The organism is Flavobacterium frigoris PS1 (assembly GCF_000252125.1).
GTDB lineage: Bacteria > Bacteroidota > Bacteroidia > Flavobacteriales > Flavobacteriaceae > Flavobacterium > Flavobacterium frigoris_A.
Genome location: NZ_AHKF01000018.1, coordinates 672,550 through 692,506, shown reverse-complemented (window position 1 = coordinate 692,506; position 19,957 = coordinate 672,550). Strand labels below are relative to the sequence as shown.

At 34.4% G+C, this 19,957-nt stretch carries 12 protein-coding genes; 7 read left to right on the top strand and 5 right to left on the bottom strand.

Translation table 11 applies throughout. The features are described from left to right. Positions 1 to 223 precede the first annotated feature (223 nt). On the top strand, positions 224 to 1,423 hold the full coding sequence (locus tag HJ01_RS11750) for an aminotransferase class I/II-fold pyridoxal phosphate-dependent enzyme (protein WP_007138646.1): 1,200 nt from the start codon (positions 224 to 226) through the stop codon (positions 1,421 to 1,423). Positions 1,424 to 1,500: 77 nt separating this feature from the next. Here HJ01_RS11750 and HJ01_RS11745 read toward each other — a convergent pair whose 3' ends face one another. From HJ01_RS11745 to HJ01_RS11725, 5 genes are all read right to left on the bottom strand, one after another. After that, positions 1,501 to 2,028, bottom strand: coding sequence for a PaaI family thioesterase (locus HJ01_RS11745; RefSeq protein WP_007138644.1), 528 nt, complete (start codon positions 2,026 to 2,028; stop codon positions 1,501 to 1,503). Positions 2,029 to 2,212: 184 nt separating this feature from the next. Next, on the bottom strand, positions 2,213 to 4,177 hold the full coding sequence (locus HJ01_RS11740) for an amino acid permease (protein ID WP_007138643.1): 1,965 nt from the start codon (positions 4,175 to 4,177) through the stop codon (positions 2,213 to 2,215). 299 nt (positions 4,178 to 4,476) lie between these two features. Further along, positions 4,477 to 7,392, bottom strand: a complete 2,916-nt coding sequence (locus HJ01_RS11735) for an FAD-binding and (Fe-S)-binding domain-containing protein (protein ID WP_007138642.1) — start codon at positions 7,390 to 7,392, stop codon at positions 4,477 to 4,479. Positions 7,393 to 7,527: 135 nt separating this feature from the next. After that, positions 7,528 to 9,453 (bottom strand): glucosamine-6-phosphate deaminase, encoded by a 1,926-nt coding sequence (gene nagB, locus HJ01_RS11730; protein ID WP_007138641.1) that lies wholly within the window; start codon positions 9,451 to 9,453, stop codon positions 7,528 to 7,530. A 115-nt stretch (positions 9,454 to 9,568) separates the two neighbouring features. Then, entirely contained in the window at positions 9,569 to 10,318 is a 750-nt protein-coding gene (locus HJ01_RS11725) for a DeoR/GlpR family DNA-binding transcription regulator (RefSeq protein ID WP_007138640.1), read from the bottom strand. Positions 10,319 to 10,528: 210 nt separating this feature from the next. Between HJ01_RS11725 and HJ01_RS11720 the strand changes: the two genes are divergently transcribed. From HJ01_RS11720 to HJ01_RS11695, 6 genes are all read left to right on the top strand, one after another. Next, positions 10,529 to 13,615 (top strand): SusC/RagA family TonB-linked outer membrane protein, encoded by a 3,087-nt coding sequence (locus HJ01_RS11720; RefSeq protein ID WP_007138639.1) that lies wholly within the window; start codon positions 10,529 to 10,531, stop codon positions 13,613 to 13,615. An 11-nt stretch (positions 13,616 to 13,626) separates the two neighbouring features. Beyond that, entirely contained in the window at positions 13,627 to 15,165 is a 1,539-nt protein-coding gene (locus HJ01_RS11715) for a SusD/RagB family nutrient-binding outer membrane lipoprotein (RefSeq protein WP_007138638.1), read from the top strand. 26 nt (positions 15,166 to 15,191) lie between these two features. Next, positions 15,192 to 16,022, top strand: coding sequence for a DUF4397 domain-containing protein (locus tag HJ01_RS11710; protein ID WP_007138637.1), 831 nt, complete (start codon positions 15,192 to 15,194; stop codon positions 16,020 to 16,022). 114 nt (positions 16,023 to 16,136) lie between these two features. Beyond that, entirely contained in the window at positions 16,137 to 17,336 is a 1,200-nt protein-coding gene (locus HJ01_RS11705) for an exo-beta-N-acetylmuramidase NamZ domain-containing protein (protein ID WP_007138636.1), read from the top strand. Between the two features lie 74 nt (positions 17,337 to 17,410). Further along, positions 17,411 to 18,229 (top strand): N-acetylmuramic acid 6-phosphate etherase, encoded by an 819-nt coding sequence (gene murQ, locus HJ01_RS11700; RefSeq protein WP_040473880.1) that lies wholly within the window; start codon positions 17,411 to 17,413, stop codon positions 18,227 to 18,229. 180 nt (positions 18,230 to 18,409) lie between these two features. Continuing rightward, a complete protein-coding gene (locus HJ01_RS11695) occupies positions 18,410 to 19,918 on the top strand; it encodes a sodium:solute symporter (RefSeq protein ID WP_007138634.1) in 1,509 nt (502 codons plus the stop codon). Positions 19,919 to 19,957 lie beyond the last annotated feature (39 nt).

Below are 19,957 nucleotides of genomic sequence, written 5' to 3'. Positions count from 1 at the left end.
AATTTTTAAGATTTAAAATCTATTTTTTGACCGTAATATTGATAATAAAAACTATATAATCGAACTTTACTTTATAAACCAATAGGTCTCAATTGATGCCCGATTGTATTTAAGCTTTTTAGTGATTGAATTAGTTTTAATTGACTTAAAGCCAATTATGCATAAATAGATCCTATAAGTAAAATAATTATTAGCTAACAATAAACCAAAAACCAATATTAAAATGAAATTTAATCCTGCAGACAACATTCAAGATTTACAATACTTTGGTGAGTTTGGTGGTGTAAACCCATCAATATCCGACTCTTCTACCTATACTTTCTTATCAGCAAAAACCATGTTTGATACTTTTGAAGGAAACATGGAAGGTTGTTACTTATACTCTCGTCATTCTTCGCCAAGTAATTTGTATTTAGACAAAGCAATGGCAGCAATGGAAGGAACAGAAACGGCAAACGTCTCCGCATCTGGAATGGGAGCCATTACACCTACTTTATTGCAATTGTGCGGGGCAGGTGATCATATTGTCTCTAGTAGAACTATATACGGTGGGACTTATGCGTTCTTAAAAAATTTCACTCCACGATTTGGCATAAAAACCGCGTTTGTAGATATCACTAAGTTGGAAGTTGTTGAAGCAGCTATTACGCCAGAAACTAAAGTTCTCTATTGTGAAACGGTGAGTAACCCTTTACTAGAAGTAGCTGATATTGCTGGTTTGTCAAAAATTGCAAAAAAACACAATTTGACTTTGGTAGTTGACAATACCTTTTCTCCATTATCTGTTTCTCCTGTAAAATTTGGCGCTGATATTGTGATTCATTCTTTAACCAAATATATTAACGGAAGCAGCGATACAGTTGGTGGAGTTACTTGCGCTTCACAAGAGTTCATCAATCAACTGAAAGACGTTAACAGTGGCGCTAGTATGTTGCTAGGACCTACAATGGATAGTATGCGTTCAGCCAGTGTGATGAAAAACCTTCGTACACTACATCTTAGAATAAAACAACACAGCCTTAATGCAGCTTACCTTGCAGAACGTTTTGAGAAAGATGGTCTAAAGACTGTTTATCCAGGATTAGCAAGTCACCCAAGTCACAAATTATACGCTTCGATGATTAATCCAGAGTATGGTTTTGGCGGAATGATGACAGTTGATGTGGGTTCTTTGGCGAAAGCCAATGAATTGATGGAACTAATGCAGTCTCGTAATTTAGGATACTTAGCAGTAAGTCTAGGGTTTTTTAAAACATTGTTTAGCGCTCCGGGGTCTTCAACCTCAAGTGAAATTCCACTGGAGGAACAAGTAGAAATGGGCTTGACAGACGGTTTAATTCGTTTCTCGATAGGACTAGACAATGACATAAAGAGAACGTATGAAATGATGAAAGCCTGCATGCAAGAGCTTTCTATTCTATAATTTTTTTTTAGTTTTTAATGTGGTTAAAATCCGTTTGAGAGTAATCTTGAACGGATTTTTAATTTTGCTAACTACTACTATTGCCTATTTTTTAATTTCTTTTTTTCAACGTAAAAAGATTTAACGGCAACATATATTGTTTTCCTAACTTCGCAATAAATCACGGTACGGTCTTCATTTGTGAGTGTGGTAATTTTAGTGATTTCAATTTCGTTTTCAGTTTCCACTCTGCTTTTGATTTCCTCTACCTCTATAGCTGTGTAATTGAATTCAGCATACAAATTTTCTTTAGCAGGTTTCTTAAAATAGATTTCTGCTGATTTGTCCCAAACCACAAAGTCATCGCCTAAAAGATTCATTAATTGAACCATCGGTATAGGATCAACCGCTGAAAACATACTACCTCCAAAAATTGAATTTACATAATTCTTGTTTTTATAACTGATAGGAAGTTTAACTGTTACATTTAATAAATCCTCTGATATATCGATTATCTTGGCTGTGCTCCTTCGATACATGGGAGAATAGTTAAAACCATGTTTAAAGAGTTTGCTTTTCCCAACAAACTTAGATCCTATATCTGCAATTTTTTTATATACTGACATTGATTATTTCTTTTTTGTAAATCATTATTAATTCTGATGAGCCCACCCTTGGATAGTATTAATTAGTCCTGTTCTAAAAATGACAACTTAGACTATCGCCCTATTTTTTTTTTTAAATAGATAAAAAACAAAAAACACCTTGTAATCAACAAGGCGTTTTTATAATTTGGATAAAGCCTATTGTTTAGACTTGTGCCATATTCAACTTACTGTTTTTACGGCTGAAGCCAAAGTAAATTACTAAACCTATAAGTAACCAGGCCGTAAAATAAATCCAGTTCCATACACTGAGTTCCGCCATCATATACAAACAGCTCACTAATCCTAATAATGGAATTAAAGATAAATTTTCTTTGAAAGACCAAATAGTCAAAGCAATCAATGAGATTAGAAAGATCCACATCGGTATTTTGTGTTTGAACAAACTAAAACCGCTTTCGTATTTCAACTCATTACTTATTGGTAAACCGGCCACAACTTGCGAATATTTAGCATCATCCTTTTGGTATTGGCTCAATAAATTCTCCAAATCCGGAGTCTCTTTAGTATTTTTTTCCACATCGATACTTACTAAATAATCAAAAACTTTCTTTGAATCTTCTTTATTTAACGAGGTAATAATATCGGTCCCATTATTTATCTGAGTGGCATTAGTGATAAATTCCATTGATGCTTTATTGTTATAGTTATAAGCATAAAACAAACCTGCTGCCAACATAAACGGAACAACATATTTTGAGTTTACATAAGGGGTTTTGAATTTACCTCTTGGAATATCTTTCTTGTTTTGTAATACCAATACTCCGGCGCAAACCAACACAAAGGCAAATAAAGTACCTATACTACACAAATCAGTCACCATGGTTAGGTTTAAAAACAATGCAGGAATAGCTACCACAAAACCGGTAACTACAGTTGCATAGGATGGTGTTTTGTATTTTGGATGTACTCTAGAGAATTTCTTAGGTAACAAACCGTCACGACTCATACTCATCCAAATGCGTGGCTGTCCCATTTGGAAAACTAACAATACACTTGCCATAGCTATCACGGCACTTACTCCAATAATAGCTGACATAATTTTCAAATCTAATTTTTCAAATACATAAAGTAATGGATCACCAACATTCAAATCTGAATAATTAACCATTCCGGTAAGAACCAACGCTATTATGATGTACAAAACGGTACAAATAATAATGGCCCACATCATACCCCTTGGCAAATCCCTTTGCGGGTTTTCGCATTCTTCTGCTGTCGTAGAAATGGCATCAAAACCAATATAAGCAAAGAACACTGCAGAGACTCCTTTTAATACTCCGCTTACTCCGTTAGGTGCGAAAGGTGTCCAATTATCAATATCTATATAGAAAACACCTACTGCGATAACTAAAAGAATAATACATAGTTTCACTAATACCATTATATTACTAGCATTACGGGATTCTTTCATACCACGATATACCAAGGCGGTAATCAAAACAATGATAAACAAAGCCGGTAAATCAGCAACAAAATGAAACGAACCAATTGTAGGGGCGGTTGTCCAAGCAGTATACGCTGACTGTAAACCGACATTTAAATTCTCAAAGGACTTTCCTCCCTGCATCAATGCTGTGGCATCTTTAAAGCCGTTTGAAGCAGTTAAATAATCCATTTGAACCCAATCAGCCAATACTTCCAAATGCCAATGATAGGTATGATTTAGACTAACAATGATATTATCCATCAGACTAGTAAAGTAATCGCTCCAGGATATGGCAACCGTAATATTCCCTATGGCATATTCCATTATCAATGCCCAACCAATAATCCAAGCTATCAATTCCCCGAACGCGACATAAGAATAAGTATATGCACTCCCAGATACGGGAACCATAGATGCAAATTCAGCATAAGCAAAAGCGGCAAAACTACAGGCAATGGCAGTAAACAAGAAAAGGAATATTACTGCCGGACCGCCGTCAAAACTGGCTTTTCCAATGGTACTAAAAATACCAGCACCAATTATGGCGGCAATACCAAAAGCAGCCAAATCTCTTGCTTTAAGATGTTTTCCTAATGAGTTGTGCCCGTCGGCATTATTCTTTTCAACCTGTGCTAGGATATCTTGCACCGTTTTTTTTCTAAATAAACTTGAAAATGCCATACTTTATAATTTCGTATTAAAAATTAATATACTGTAAATAATATGCCATTATCTTAGAAATAACGCAAGCTTTATTTAAAAACCAAATGTATAAAACAATTTCAATTTTTAGATATTCGGTACTAAATTTTTATTATTTTATAAATAAAAGTCAAATTAGCATTTTTAAGTCTTTTAAAAAGTAAATATTGAAATTTAAAAAGGCATGCAAAACTAATAAATCACAATTAAAGCGAGGACGTCAAAATACCTCCTAATTAATTCTCTATTTACAGTTACAAACAGCCCTCAAAATCCTCTTATTTCAGACAATTTCTCAAAATAGTTACCGGATGTTGTGCTTTTCTATTGGTGCCGTCAAAAATTTGGTGGCGACAACTAGTTCCTGCAGCAGCAATGGAGACATTAGGCTCAGTAGCTCTAATTTTGGGGAATAAAGTATCCTCCCCCATTTGCATGCTGATATCATAATGTTCCGCTTCATAACCAAAAGAACCCGCCATTCCGCAACAACCTGAATTATAAATAGTCACTTTATTGTTTTTTGGAAGATTGAGCATTGCAAAAGTCGCTTGGATAGTGCTCAATGATTTTTGATGGCAATGACCATGAATTTTTATTTGTTTTCCTTCATTCGAAAACTGATCTGAATTTATTTTTAAGCTTTCAATTTCTCTTTTAAAAAATTCTTCAATCGTCATACAGTTTTTAGATAATTTTTCCGCTGCTGTCTTATCATCTGCTAATCGTAGGTATTCATCTCTAAAAGTAAGTATGGCCGATGGTTCGATTCCGATTAATGGAATATCAGTAGATACGATTGATGCAAAAATAGAAACGTTTTTATTAGCGATTACTTTAGCTTCCTCTAGAAAACCTTTAGAAATATAAGCTCTACCACTTTCTTCGTGATCAACTACTAAAACTTCGTAACCCAATTTTGTCAATAAATCAAAAGCATCAATTCCTACCTGAACATCATAATAATCAGTAAATTCATCACAAAACAAATAAAGCTTTCCGTTAGGAAATAAAGCAGTTGATTTTTTTGAATTAGTGTTTTCTAACCATTTTCTAAAAGATTTCGGAGCCAGTAAAGGCACTTCTCTTTTAGGTGCTACGCCCATTCCTTTTTTGACCAAAGGCTGATTGACTATAAAATTAGTCAAGGACGGAAAAATACTCCCTAGCTTATTCAGTTTGGCATTATTGGCAAAAATCTTATTTCGAATCGAGTACCCGTTTGTTTTTTGGTATTGGTACAAAAACTCTGCTTTTAGGGCTGCTACATCCACATTGCTGGGGCATTCACTAGCACAAGCTTTACAGCTCACACAAAGTTCAAATACTTCGTATAATTCTTTATGATTGAATTTATTGTCTTTTTCAGAATTCGTTAAATATTCTCGTAATGCGTTAGCACGAGCACGAGTAGTATCTTTTTCGTTTTTCGTCGCACGATAACTCGGACATAAAGTACCTCCTGCCGATGCTGGTTTTCTACAATCACCAGAGCCATTGCATTTTTCAGCCAGCCTCAATATTCCCATACTATCAGAGAAATCCTGAATCGTTTGAATCTCTGGTTCTTCTCTTCCTGGTTCAAAACGTAAATTTTCATCCATTTTTAAGGCATTGACAATTTTTCCTATATTCAAAACTGAATACGGATCGAAAGCCAATTTAATACGTTTTAGCAATTCATAATTTTTATCTCCAATCATAAATGGAAGAAACTCTCCTCGCACTATTCCGTCACCATGTTCCCCGCTTAACGAACCTCTATATTTTTTTACTAAAACAGCCACCTCGGTAGCAATATTTCTAAATTGATAAACACCTTCCTTCGTTTTTAAATTCAGCACTGGGCGCAAATGAATTTCACCAGCACCAGCATGAGCATAATAAATTGCTTCTTGCCCATGACGTTTCATCATTGCTGAAAAGTCGGCAATATAATTAGGTAAATCGCTCAGTTCAACCGCTGTATCCTCAATAGAATCCGCTGCTTTGTCATCGCCTACGATACTTCCTAAAAGCCCCAAACCTGCTTTACGCAGTTCATTTATTTTATCGATATCCGTACCATAAATTTTAGGCAATGCATATCCAAAATTATGCAACTCCAAATCAGCTATCAAAGCACTGGCCTGCTCTTCAGCATCTTCCATACTCAGGTAAGACCCCACTTCCATCATGATCACTGCTTTGGGATCACCTTCAATAAAAAATCGGTTTTTAGCTTGTTCTCTATTGGTTTTCGTACAATTCAAAATGGTATCATCCATCATTTCGCAGGTGTACAAATGATGTTTCATTGCGGTAACTACCGCTTCTAAACTTTCTTGAATAGTATGAAAATGAGCTACAACCATCACATTATTTGTTGGAGGCAAAACATCTACCTTCAAAGTAACTTCAGTGGTAAAAGCTAAAGTACCTTCACTTCCACAAAGTAATTTCCCTACGTTGATTGTGGGTTCATTTCCTGAGAACAAATCTGATTTCAATAAAATATCTACAGCATAACCTGTGTTTCGACGATGTATTTCAGGTTTTGGAAATTCGTTTTTAATTTCATCTTGTGTTGCAACCACAGATAACTCTTCGTATAGTTTTCTATAAATAGCACTTTCTAAAGAATCTCCTTTTGTCTTCTCCATAAATTCAGCAGAAGTCAATTCGCCAAAAACCACTTGCGAACCATCACTTAAAATAGCCTTTATCTCTATAATTTTATCTCTGGTAACCCCGTATCGGATGGAGGTCGTTCCAGATGAATTATTTCCTACCATCCCTCCTATCATGCAACGACTCGAAGTAGAAGTATTCGGGCCAAAAAATAATCCGTAGGGTTTCAAATACAAATTCAGCTCATCGCGGATTACTCCAGGCTGTACTGTTATTGTTTTCTTCTCCTTATCAAAAGAGACAATCTTAGTAAAGTATTTAGAAACATCAACGATAATTCCGCTACCCACAGTTTGCCCTGCTAAGGAAGTACCCGCCGTTCTGGGCGTTAACGAAATACCATTGGCTTTGGCAAAATGAATTAACTTAACAATGTCTTTTTCAGTTTTGGGTAATGCAGCTGCTACAGGTCTTAATTTATAGGCCGAAGCATCTGTAGAATATAAAATTTTATGCAGTTCATCATATAAGAGTGTTCCTTCTAATGATGTAGCTAATTGCTTTAGTTGAAGTGAAGTTGGCATTGAATAAAGTGTATTGCTTTTGTTTTCACAAATATAAAAGATAGTGCCTTATAAATAATGGAACGTACTCACTAAAATGCAATTAAAAAGAGGCTTTTGCATTTTAGTGATTTCATTCCTATCTTTAATTAGTTTTTAATAATCAAAACGTTTGAAAGCTTCAATTGCTTCGTATTCTGCAAGTCCTAAATCGTCGTAGATTTTAGCTGTATTCTTATTTCGGTCTTCGGCTCTAACCCAAAACTCTCGAGAATCACTTCCTTGAAACATTACCCTATCTTTTTGAGATTGGTGGTACAAAATAGCATTTCTTTTTAGTAGTACTTCATCAGGACTTAAGGGAACTGCCATATCAATTTCGTCAATATCCCATTCATGCCAAGCTCCTCTATATAACCATAACCAGCAATCAGCTAAAAACAGCTTTGTTTTCAAAACTGCCATAGCCGCAAAAACAGCATTCAAACAAACCTCATGCGTTCCATGAGGATCAGCTAAATCTCCGGCAGCAAATACTTGGTGTGGTTTTATTTTTTCGATAATATCCATTACAATAGTTATATCTTCAGGCCCTAATGGGTTTTTCTTAATTTGCCCCGTTTCATAAAAAGGAAGATCTAAAAAATGAATATTCTCATCTTTTAACCCAATGTATCGTGTTGCTCCATACGATTCTCGTCTTCTTATCAATCCTTTCAATTTCCGAACTTCGACAGAGTCTATTTGGTTTTCTTTTTTATTATTTAAAAAATGGATTATCTCTTTAAAATCTATTTTAGATGTGTCTTCGCCAATAAAGTCATTACAAACCTCAGCAAACTTTAAAGCCTCATCATCAGTAACAGCTATATTTCCCGAAGTTTGATATACCACATGAACATTATGTCCTTGTTTAATCAATTTAGAAAATGTTCCTCCCATTGAAATTACATCATCATCAGGGTGCGGACTAAATAGAATCACATTCTTTTTTGCAGGCTCAGCTCTCTCCGGTCTGTTACTATCATCTGTATTTGGTTTTCCACCGGGCCATCCTGTAATGGTATGTTGTAACTTATTGAACATATTAATATTCATGTCATAGGCAGAACCTTCCTGAGCTAACAAATCTGACATTCCATTATTGTTATAATCTCTATCAGTAAGTTTTAATATAGACTGCTTTGTTTTTTTACAGAGCCATACGATTGCTTTACTTTTTAATTCTTCTGTCCATACGCATTCCTCAACTAGCCAAGGAGTCTTAAGTCGGGTTAACTCAGAAGCAGCTGATTGATCTAAAACAAAGGTGGTGTTGTCGTGATTTTGCAAAAAAGTAGCTGGGATTTCGGCACTGATATCACCTTGGATTGTTCTTTTGATAATATCCGCTTTGTTTTGGCCCCAAGCCAATAAAACAATTCGCTTGGATCTCAAAATAGTAGAAACTCCCATTGTGATAGCTCTTTTAGGAACATTGCTAATTCCGTTAAAGTCAGATGACGCATCTACTTTTGTAATATGGTCTAATGTGATTAAACGAGTTCCTGAATTAACGTGAGAACCTGGTTCATTAAAACCAACATGTCCTGTGCGCCCAATCCCTAATAACTGAAAATCTAGACCGCCAGCATTTTTTATTTTCAATTCATAATCAACACAATATTGATTTAAGTCTTCAATTGCTACGGTGCCATCAGGAATATTAATGTTTTCTGGTTTTATATCAATATGATTAAAGAGATGCTGATGCATGAAGTAATGATAGCTCTGATTATTTTCTTTAGTCATTGGATAGTATTCATCCAAATTAAAAGTAACCACATTGTTAAAACTTAACCCTTCATCTTTATGCAAACGGACCAATTCATCGTACACTCTAATAGGCGACGAACCCGTCGCCAAACCTAAAATACATTTTTTGTTTTCGGCTTGTTTAGATTGTATGAGCGTTTTTATTTCCTGAGCAACTATTTTTGAAGCTTCTATTGAATTCTTAAAAATTTCGCTGTGAATTTTTTCAAATCGTGTTGTTTCGTACTTTCCGGGTGCTACGTAGTTTAAGTTGCGAGTTGCAGTCATATTTATTGCGTATTTTAAGATAGTTAATATAACAAATGTAAAAAATTACAAAACAAAATCGCAGTTAAATGCGTTATTTAACATAAATATAATAAGATAATGCAACATAATGCAATTATAGTACAATAACTCCAGCCGAGTGATACTCTTTTAAAAGCTCATCATCTGGATTTAAATCAGTTATGATAGTATTTAAACGATCAATACCGCAAACTACATGAGGTGTTTTACTATTTAATTTATCAGCAGTAAACATAGAAACCACCTTATCAGATGCTTCTAACATTGCTTTTTTAACGATAGAAACTTCATAACCCACTTCTGTTAAACCTTGCTTAATATTAATACTACTAGCACCCATAAAACAGATATCAGCCTTAATTTTTGATAAGACCTGCAATACATCCATTCCAATAGTAACCATAGCATTCTTCTGCATTTTACCTCCAATAAATATCAAATCAATATTTTGATATTGAGATAATTGCATTGCAATGGGCAAACTATAAGTATATATTGTTGCTTTTAATAAAGGTGGAATAAGCTTAGAGAAAACCAAATTTGTCGTTCCTCCACTCATAATAATCACTTGACCATCATGGAGCAACGAAAGAGCTTTAAGACCAATTTCTCTTTTCTTTTTTTCATTCGAAATAACGATATCAAAAACGTTTTCTTCCTTATTACTAACTGGTATCGCGCCTCCATATACTTTCTCCAGAAGTCCTTTTACATGTAACTTATTCAAATCTCTGCGTATAGTATCTTCGGAAAGACCTAAAACCTCAGCTAATTCAATAGTGTTAACACGTTGTTCTTTAACCAGCTTGGTCATTATAAAATTGCGCCTTTCTGCTTTTAACATATTGAATAAATAAATTGATAGGTTACAAATGTATTAAAATTAATGATTCAAAAAGAAGCAATATAGTCAATACTACATTCCAACTCAGTATCAAAAATTGCGTTATGTTGCGTTTTTTAACAAAAAATGAAAAATAATTCGTAAAACATTGCAATTATTTGCAGTAAATAAATATATTTGTGTACTAACCTTAAAATAAACCAAATAATTATGAAAAAATTATTCCTGATTTCATTATTGTTTTTGTTGGTCCAAAGTGCTTTTGCACAAACAAAAACAATTACTGGAACTGTAAAAAACAAAGCGGATGGCATTCCTATTCCCGGAGTTACAGTTCTTATTAAAGGAACTACAAAAAGTAGTATTACGGATTTTGATGGTAAATACTCCATCGGTGCAGAACCAACAGATCTACTTGTTTTTAGTTACATTGGTTTTGAAACCAAAGAAATTAAAGCAACTTCGCCTTCTATCAATCTTACTTTAAGTGAAGGCGCAGAGAGTTTAAAAGAAGTTACTGTTACAGGAGCTTTTGGTATTAACCGCCCAAAAGCATCATTGGGTTACGCTACACAAGGTGTAAAAGGAACAGATATAGCAGATACACAAAGAGAAAACTTTGTTAATGCTTTACAAGGTAGGATTGCTGGTTTAACAGTGACAAGTACGTCAGGTTCCCCCGGAGCTTCAGCAGCTATTCAACTTAGAGGGGTAAACTCAATGAGTGGGAATAATTCCCCATTATTTATTGTAGATGGTTTGCCAATTAGTAACTCCACTTTAGACCAAGGGTTATTAATTTCAAACGGACCAAATAGAGATACGGATTACACTAACCGTGGTGCTGATATAAATCCAGATGACATTGAATCAGTTACTGTTTTAAAAGGGCCTGAAGCAGCTGCATTGTATGGGATTGAAGCTGGAAATGGAGCTATAGTAATTACAACTAAAAAAGGAAAAAACGGTAAAGGAACACTTACCTACTCAACAGATATTCGTTTAGATAATGTGTATCGCTTCCCTGAAACGCAACAAGTATATCAAAGAGGTTATAATGGGATAAGCGATGCTAATTACCGCAGACACTTTGGTGAAAAATATGCAGCAGACGCCGTATTATATGATAACATCAATAACTTTTTTGAAACTGGTGTAAAAAAGACTAATTCCCTAACATTTGATGCTGGTAATGATTTAATGACATACCGTTTATCCATGTCTAATATTGATCAAACAGGAGTTGTACCTAATTCAGCTTATAATAGACTAAACCTTTCCTTAAGCGGAACTGCAAAATTATCAAGTAAATTAAAATCAGAAGCCTCATTCTCTTACATCAAGTCAGAGACAGATAAAACATCTAAAGGTTCTGGTGGATTTTTATTAAACCTCTTAAGCTTCCCTGCTAATGAAGATGTAACTAATTATTTAAATCCAGATGGAACCCGTCGTAAAATAACGGATGGAACTAATGATACTGAAGTAGACAATCCTTTATTTGAAGTAAACAAAAACAAAGGAAATGACAAAAATAATCGTATTTTAACTAACGTTTCTTTGACTTACGATCCGTTATCATGGTTGAGTTTTACTGGCCGTTTTGGTATTGATGCGAATGCAACACAAGGATTCAAATCAGTTCATCCTGAGTCTTCCAGAAGCGCAATAGGAATTGGTAGTGGTACTGGAATTTCTACTGGTGGTTATTTTGAACAGTACACTGACCAATCAAATAATTACAACTATTTGGCTTTTGGAACTGCCAAAAGATCTATTGGAAAATTTAATGGATTGCTTCGTATTGGAGTTGCGCGATTAGAAAATAATTATAAAATATTATCTACTAAAGGAGAGAAATTTTACGAAACTGATGTAATGACAATTAATAACACTGATCCCGTTACACAAAGGTCACAAGAAAGAATTATTAAAAGACGTGTAGATGGTATTTTTGGCGAATTCACTTTAGATTATGACAAAACTCTATTTTTAACATTAACAGGAAGAAATGACGTTTCTTCAACTTTACCTAGAGCTAACAACTCTTTCTTTTATCCTTCTTCTTCATTAAGTTTTGTCTTTACTGAGTTAGATGGACTAAACAATGGAGATGTTATTTCATATGGAAAATTAAGAGCTTCTTATGCAAGAGTAGCAAATGATGCTAGACCTTACTCTATATCACCAACTTATGAAACTAAATCTACAACAGGTGGTGGTTTTGGATATTCAGTAACGGGAGCAAATCCAAATCTTCAGGCTGAAATGAATACCTCTACTGAGCTAGGAACTGAAATGCGTTTCTTCAAAGATAGAATTGGTTTAGACGTAGCAGTATATCAAAGAAAAACTGATAATTCAATCATCAATAACATGCGATTGAGTTATGGTACTGGATTTGTATTAACTGCATATAATTTTGGTTCTTTAAAGAACAGAGGACTGGAAATTACTTTGACGGCTACACCTGTAATAGCAAATAACTTCACCTGGGATGTATTAGCGAATTTTACAAAAACAGATAGTGAATTACTTAGTTTACCTCCTACTTTAACGGAGTATTATACCTCAGACACTTGGTTATTTGGTAATGTAAGGGGTGGAACAAAAGTGGGTTCACCATTAACAACATTTACAGGATATACTAATGTACGAAATGACAACGGAGATATCTTAATTAACCCTTCAAACGGTCAAGCTGTGAGAGACCAAACTTTCCCTATAGTTGGAGATAGAAATCCTGACTTCGTAATTGGACTTCAAAATAGCTTTGCTTATAAGAATTTTAAACTTTCCTTTTTATTAGATATACGTAAAGGTGGTGATATCTATAATGGTACTGCTGCTTATCTATACACCCAAGGATTGAGTACAAAAACCTTAGATCGTGAGCAGCCATTAGTACTTAATGGTGTTTTACAAGATGGTTTAGAAAACACAGCCAATCCTACCAAAAATAACATTCAAGTATCTCCTTATTATCAAAACGAATTTTACAATCTTAATTACGTTGATTCAGATTTCATTGAAAAAGATATTAATTGGCTAAGAATGCGTGATATTACTTTAAGTTACAGAATGCCAGCAGAAATTTTAAAAAGAACTAAAGTTTTCAGTAGTATATCTATGTATCTTACCGTAACCGATGCCTTTATGATTACAAATTATACAGGTGCTGACCCTGCAGTAAATGGTTTGAATGCCAGCTCCGGAGGTGCAGGAGGAACAGGATTTGATTATGGAGTACTTTCTACTCCAAGAGGTTTTAATCTAGGATTTAAATTTGGACTTTAATAAATTATAAAATGAAAAACATAACAAAATATATAGCTGTATCAGTAGCAACCCTATTACTTGCAGCTTGTAATCGTGATGAAATAGCAGATGTAAATATTAATCCAAGCTTCCCTACTATCACAGAGCCTATTTATCTGTTACCTAACATACAGGCTTCTATGGCTTTGGGAGTTCAATATGATGCTCGATACATAGGGAAATATATCCAAAACTTCTCTCATAGTACGGCAAATTATATTTGGGATCAATACGGCTACAGCGCTAATAGTGATGCTGGTGGAGAAATATGGAAAATGGCTTATTACTCGATTGGTTTAAACCTTACACAGGCAATCGATGTTGCACAAAAAAACGAGCGTTACGATATCGTAGGATTATCAAAAGCAATTAGAGCTTGGACTTGGCAGGTGTCTACTGATTATCACTCTGATCTTATCAAGTTTGATCAGGTATTTACTTCTAGATTAACATTTGATTATGGTACACAAGAAGATGCCTATAAAGAAGTAGCTCGATTGGCTAAAGAAGGAATTGTTGATTTAGAGCGTACTGATGGGAAATCACAACCTAGCTATACCGCTAAAGGAGATTTAATCTACAATGGTGATAAATCAAAATGGATAAAATTTGCATACGGGATATTGGCTAGAAACGCTAATAACTTAAGTAATAAAGCGAGTTATAACCCTGACCTAGTAATAGAATATGTAAATAAATCATTAGCTAGTATTAATGACGATTGCTATGTAAAGTTTTCAGGTATTGCCAATTCTGATACTAACTTTTTTGGACCAAGTCGCAACAACTTATCCAGTTTTCGTCAAACAGACTTTATAGTTCGCGCAATGGATGGTACTGTTTTTACTGGAGCAGTTGATCCACGTATGGCTAATGTACTTTCACCTTCTGCAGACGGTATTTTCAGAGGAAACCCTTTAAGTACATCTGCTGGAACAGTTGCTGCTACTCGTATTCCTAATTTATGGGGAACTATTGTATCAGGTAATTCTACTACTCCTGGAAGATATTTGTTTAGAAACACAGCCGATTTTCCTATCATGACTTATGCTGAATTACAATTTATCAAAGCTGAGGCCGCTTTTATAAAGGGTGATAAAGCGACAGCATTAGATGCTTACAAAAAAGGAATTGCTGGAAGCATAGATATGGTAAATAGAAATACAGTAGTGTCTACAACTGCTGCCTTAATAACAGCTGCCCAAAAAACTGCATTCTTAGGCAATCCAAATGTTGTACCTACAGCAGCTAGCCTTACTTTGAAACATATTATGATGCAAAAATATGTTGCTCTTTTTGGACACGCATATGTTGAAACATGGACAGATATGAGAAAATACCATTATGACCCTTTGGTTTATGAGACTCTTGCAATTCCTGCACTATCAACTGATAATAATGGAAAACTAGCTTATAGAGTACGTCCTAGGTATAACTCTGAGTACGTTTGGAACTTTGCTGCACTAGAAGCTATTGGAGCTGATAAAGCCGATTATCACACTCAAGAAATGTGGTTTTCTAAACCGTAATTATTTTAATTTTAAATAAATTTCAAATGAAAAATATAAAAATAACAATTACTAAATACGTAGGTATTGCTATACTTTCAATTGGCTTACTTTCTTCTTGCGGTGATGAAACTAATTTTTCACCTTATAATGAAAGTGTTTCTGAAACTGCTGCTTTAGTAAAATTTCAACACACTGCTGTAGGCCCTAATGGAACTAACTTTAGTGTTAACTGGTATCTAGATGATGTGAAAACGACTGGCGTAACTGTTTCATCAGGCTTGCCATTAGGAACTAGTTACGGAAATAGCTATCCGGCAGCTATAAATTATTCGCTTGTACCTTCTGGTACTAAAAACCTAAAGGTCGAAATTCCTGCAACACAAACTGCTGCTGCAGCAACCTTATTTAATGCCCCAATAGCAGTTGAAGCTAAAAAGAACTATACCACTTTTATTGTTGGTATAGCTCCTAATTATTCTGCTTATACAGTAAGTGATGATCTTTCAGTTGTTAATCAGGATGCCACTAAAGCGTACATTCGTTTTATCAACGTGATTCCAAATTCACCGGCAGTTGGATATGATTTGTCTATTAAGGAACTGAATTCTAATGCTGTTATTTACTCAGGTGTGAAATATTTGCAAGGAAACGAAGTATTCATTCCTATTACTCCTATTATTGACTCTGAATCTGCGACTTATGAAGTGCAGTTAAGAACTATAGGGACAACAACTGTAGTTGCTAAATCAACTATTACTCCAAGAAAAGGCAGAATCTACACCTATTTTAGTAGAGGATATGTAGGAGGATTATCAAACGGTTTGCCTAGTGCGACCGCTAATATTCCTGTATTAACATATTATACTAACAAATAATTCAAATTAAATTTAAGTAGGATTAAACCACTCTAGTTATGCTAGAGCGGTTTACTCTACCTTAATTTCAAGTTCTAATTGTCTCTAATTACTTCAACCTAAACTTTAATCGCCATGGATGTATTTTTAAGAAAAGTTGTTTTTATTCTGTTTTTTATTGCTCCCATAGCCTTAGTTGCGGTGCCTTTGAAAAACAAAATAGATTCCAAATGGATCAATCCAAATAATTCGATTAAAACAGGAGCTGACAATTATGAGAAATACCTTCCGATACTTAAAAACAAAAAGACAGCTATTGTTACAAACCAAACTGGAATTTTAAGTAATAAGATTCATTTAGTGGATTTTTTATTGGAGAAAAATGTAACAATACAAACCATATTTGCACCAGAACATGGCTTTAGAGGCACTGCCGATGCAGGAGAACATGTTGTAGACTCCAAAGACAAGAAAACAGGACTTCCTATTGTCTCGCTTTATGGCGACAATAAAAAACCAAACGCAGAACAGTTAAAGGGAATTGAAATAATGATTTTTGATCTACAAGATGTAGGAGTTCGTTTTTACACTTACATTTCTACTTTGCACTATGTTATGGAAGCTTGCGCTGAGAATAACATTCAGCTACTCATATTAGACCGACCAAATCCTAACGGAAATATCGTCGATGGCCCGCTACTCGAAACTGAATTTTCAAGCTTTGTTGGAATGCATCCAATTCCTATGTTACATGGTATGACTATAGGCGAATATGCCCAAATGATAAATGGACAAAAATGGTTAAAGAATAAAACACAATGCAAACTAACTGTAATTCCATGCAGCAATTATAATAGAAATATGGCATATAGTTTACTCGTTAAACCATCTCCAAATTTACCAAACGATCAGTCGATAAACTTATATGCCAGTTTATGTTTATTTGAAGGTACTAATGTGAGTGTGGGACGTGGAACTGAGAAACAATTTCAAATATATGGCTCTCCATATATGCAAAAAGGAAAATTTAGCTTTATCCCAAAACCGAATTTTGGTGCTAAGAATCCTTTACACAATGGCAAGACCTGCTATGGAAAAGATCTATCCCAAATAAAAAAAATAAAACAACTAGAAATCAAATGGTTGCTTAACGCTTATCAAGAAACAACAGATAAAACAACTTTTTTTAATGCCTTTTTTACAAAACTTGCAGGCACCAAAAAACTCCAACAACAAATTGAAAATGGAGTTTCAGAAAATAATATCAGAAAAACCTGGGCAAATGATTTGACTGAATTTAGAGAAATGAGAAAACAATACCTACTCTATCGTTAAATACCATTAATGCCAACTTATAATATATTCCCTTTTTAAATCCTGACCCCCTATTTTAATACAATATAACAAAAATGAAAAAAAATAATCTCGACACAGAACAAGAATCACTATATGCGAACTTAGATCAGATGAGTACTCAAGAATTACTCATTAACATCAATGCCGAAGATAAAAAAGTAGCCCAGCTCGTAGAGCAACAGATTCCTAATATTGAAAAATTAGTTGATGCTATTGTAACTAAGATGAAACTAGGAGGTCGTTTATTTTACATCGGAGCAGGAACTTCTGGACGAATAGGTGTTCTAGATGCTTCTGAATGCCCTCCTACCTTTGGAGTACCACATGATTGGATCATTGGTATTATTGCTGGTGGCGATACCGCTATTCGAAAAGCAGTAGAGAATGCAGAGGATGATATTGATCAGGCATGGAAGGATTTATCAGAATTTTCAATTTCTGATTTAGATGTGGTAATTGGTATTGCTGCTTCTGGAAACACACCTTATGTTATAGGAGGACTACAAAAAGCGAAGGAACACAAAATTATTACCGGAAGTATTTCTTGTAACAGTCAGAGTAAAATATCTAAAATTGCTGATTTCCCAATTGAATTAATTATGGGACCAGAATTCCTAACAGGAAGTACTAGAATGAAAGCAGGTACCTCTCAAAAACTAGCCTTGAATATGATTTCTACTTCGGTGATGATTAAGTTGGGGCGAATTCGCGGGAACAAAATGATTGATATGCAATTATCTAATAAAAAACTCGTAAAAAGAGGAATTAAGATGATTGTAGAAGAGTTAAACATAAGTACAGAAAAAGCAGCAGAACTACTCGAAGTACATAAAAGTGTTCGAGCAGTACTCATGGCTATAAAAACAGAATAAGAAACTAGTGTAATTCAAAATAGTTTCAAAAAGCACTAAGTTGGTTTGGTTTGGTCATGTTAAACACTGTCTACAAAATTATAATAAAGCTAATTCCTTTTTATAATCTGACAGTGTTTGATTTGACTTTTAATTCCTGAACCTCAAATAAAGTAACCTCGTTTCAAAAAGACTTTCCTGATGACCCCAAGTGCAATCCTAATTCTTATTATTATCTATTTTGGTGTTCTGTTTTTTATCTCACATTATGTCAGTAGAAATGACAGCGGTAATGAAGCCTTTTTCAAAGCCAATAAAAATTCAAAGTGGTATTTAGTTGCTTTTGGAATGATTGGTACCGCGCTGTCAGGCGTAACTTTCATCTCTGTCCCCGGAGAAGTAGGCGCCCCGAGCGGTGAACAATTTAAATACTTTCAATTTGTCCTAGGAAACGCAATAGGTTTTATTATTATCACCAAATTGCTATTGCCTCTATATTACCGAATGAATTTGACCTCCATTTACAGTTATATAGAAAAAAGAATGGGGAACTTTAGCTATAAAACTGCCGCAAGTATTTTTTTAATAAGTAGGACCGTTAGTTCTGCCTTTAGACTATACTTAGTTGTTATCGTTTTACAGCGTTTTGTATTTGATTTTTATAAAATCCCATTTGCAGCAACAGTATTAATTTCGCTACTATTAATTTATTCTTATACCTATAGAGGCGGACTCAAAACAATTATAATAACAGATACACTCCAAACCTTCTTTCTTGTTACTTCCGTTTTTCTAACTATTTATTTTATATGTGATAGTCTTAATTTAAGTGCCAGTGAAGCTTTCACAGCAGTGAAGGACAGTTCCTATTCAAAAGTGTTTTTCTTCGATGATTTTATGACAAGCAAATATCACTTTGCAAAGCAAATATTAGGTGGAATGTTTGTAACGATTGCTATGGTAGGATTAGATCAAGATTTAATGCAAAAAAATCTGAGTTGCAAAAACATCAAAGAGGCACAGAAAAACATGTTGAGTTTTACCGCTATTTTTGTGATCATAAATATCTTTTTCCTAAGTGTAGGTGCGTTGTTATATATTTATGCAAACAAAAACGGTATTGCAATTCCTATTGATGCTGTAACTAACAAACCAAGAACTGATTTATTATTTCCGGAAATTGCTTTAAATCATTTGTCCATTGTCCCATCAATAGTATTTTTATTAGGTCTAATCGCTGCCACTTTTGCAACTACGGATTCTGCTTTGACTGCTTTAACAACCTCTTTTTGTGTAGATTTTTTAGGAATGGATAAAGAAGAGAATATGGCGAATAAAAACAATATCCGTAACAGGCATATAGTGCACCTCGCTTTTTCAGCGATTCTCTTTATTGTCATTCTAGTATTTAACAGCATCAATGATAGCTCCGTAGTAGGTATGATCTTTAAAGTAGCCAGTTATACTTATGGTCCATTATTGGGTTTATATGCTTTTGGACTCTTTCAAAAATCTAAAATCGTAAAGGATAAATTAGTCCCAATAATCTGTTTATTGGCGCCATTCTTCACCTATTTAATCAACGAAAATTCAAAAGTCATATTCAACGGTTATGTTTTTGACAACGAATTAATTATAATAAACGGGATGCTAACCTACATTGGATTGTATCTAACAAGTTCTAAAGCAACTCAAAAACAATATTATTAAGGCAACTTCTCCTAAGTAGCAAGAACAAGTGAAAATTAA